The organism is Rhodococcus sp. (in: high G+C Gram-positive bacteria) (assembly GCF_049591685.1).
Classification (GTDB): Bacteria; Actinomycetota; Actinomycetes; order Mycobacteriales; family Mycobacteriaceae; genus Rhodococcoides.
The window spans coordinates 1-1603 of the sequence record NZ_JBAWFH010000351.1 but is presented as its reverse complement, the minus strand read 5'-3'; the positions used below and the strand labels follow the sequence as shown (position 1 = coordinate 1603).

The window sequence follows — 1603 nt, the reverse complement described above, 5'->3', positions numbered from 1 at the left end:
GGCCGGCGGCTGGCTCTCGCCGAGCACGGAGTTCGACAACTCGCAGTACGCCGACCCGATGTTCGGTGAGATCGCGACCCTGCTGCAGGACGCCGACACGTTCCGCTTCGACGGTTCGGACCTGATGCCCGCGCAGGTCGGCGCCGGCACGTTCTGGAGCGAGATGAACGCCTACGTCGGAGGTGAGAAGAGCGCTCAGGAGGCTGCCGACGCGATCGAGGAGAGCTGGCGAGGATGACCGATGATCCGTATCTGAAGATCCTCAACGGCCTGGTAGCGATCGTCCTGGGAGTCGGTGGCACCGCTGCTCTCTACTGGGTCCTCAACTTCCTCTCAGGCCTCCTGCCGGGCAAGTGGGAACGGCGGGTCAAGCCGTACGTCTTCATCGGCCCGGCCATCTTGGTGGTGACCGTCTTCCTGGTCTACCCGGCCGTGATGACCGTGATCTACAGCTTCGCCGATGAAAACAGCATCAACTGGGTCGGGTTCGGGAACTACACCTCGCTCTTCCGGGACGATGAGTTCATCGGCACGTTGGTCAACAACCTGCTCTGGATCCTCATCGTCCCGGCAGGGAGCGTCATCGTCGGCCTGCTCGTGGCGGTGCTGGCAGACCAGCTCAAGGCGTTCCCGGAGCGGGTCGCGAAGTCGGTCATCTTCATGCCGATGGCGATCAGCTTCGTCGGGGCGAGCACGATCTGGGGCTTCGTCTACGCGACCAGGTTCGCGCAGGGCGACAAGCAGATCGGGCTCCTCTCGGCGATCTCGACGAGTCTCGGGTTCGAGCCGGTCGCCTGGCTGCGGATCTCCGACTACAACCTCAACGACCTGCTCCTGATCGTCATCATGATCTGGTTGCAGGCGGGGTTCGCGATGGTGCTGCTCTCCTCGGCGATCAAGGGCGTCCCCGAGGACACCGTGGAGGCGGCGCGCATCGACGGGGCCAGCGAGATCCAGATCTTCTTCAAGGTCGTCGTACCGCAGATCTGGCCGACGGTGATCGTGGTCTTCGTGACCGTCCTCATCCTGGTCCTGAAGGTCTTCGACATCGTCTACGTGATGACTGGGGGCGGCGCGGGCACCTCGGTGCTGGCCAACACCTTCTTCGTGGAGCTCTTCGAGTTCGGTGACGCCGGACGCGCGGCCGCGGTAGTCGTGGTCCTGATGATCGCCGTGATCCCGGTGATGATCTACCAGATGCGCCAGTTCAAGAAGCAGGAGGCCGGTCGATGAGGAGCTTCACTCTCGGCAGCGTTGCTGTTCGTGTGGGCATCGTCCTGCTGTGCGTCCTCTGGTTCATCCCGACGCTGGGTCTGCTGATCTCGTCGTTCCGCGACGAGGCCGACGTGAAGTCGTCGGGCTGGTGGACGGTCATCACCGACCCGTTCTCCCAGTGGACCCTCGACAGCTACACGCAGGTCCTCGAGAGCGGGATGGCGAACGCCTTCGTGAACTCGATCGTCGTCTCCGTCCCCGCGACGGTGCTGCCGATCATGATCGCTGCGTTCGCCGCGTACGCGTTCACGTTCATGCGGTTCCCGGGGCGCAACGTGCTGTTCATGCTGATCGTCGGGTTGCTGGTCGTCCCGCTGCAGGTGGCGTT

General features: G+C 63.8%; 3 protein-coding genes. All 3 read left to right on the top strand.

The window, feature by feature from the left end; genetic code table 11:
- Positions 1-238 (top strand): hypothetical protein (locus WBQ44_RS14735; protein WP_495567418.1); only part of this gene is annotated, 238 nt, incomplete at its 5' end.
- Complete coding sequence (locus WBQ44_RS14730) at positions 235-1233, top strand: carbohydrate ABC transporter permease (RefSeq protein ID WP_406033601.1); 999 nt, start codon at positions 235-237, stop codon at positions 1231-1233. The genes WBQ44_RS14735 and WBQ44_RS14730, both read left to right, overlap by 4 nt.
- Positions 1230-1603, top strand: a 374-nt coding sequence (locus WBQ44_RS14725; RefSeq protein WP_495567417.1) for an ABC transporter permease family protein, incomplete at its 3' end; no start/stop codon positions are given. The genes WBQ44_RS14730 and WBQ44_RS14725, both read left to right, overlap by 4 nt.

Coding starts and splice junctions, on each gene's coding strand:
- WBQ44_RS14730 (WP_406033601.1), top strand. CDS start 235: ATGACCGATGATCCGTATCTGAAGATCCTCAACGGCCTGGTAGCGATC.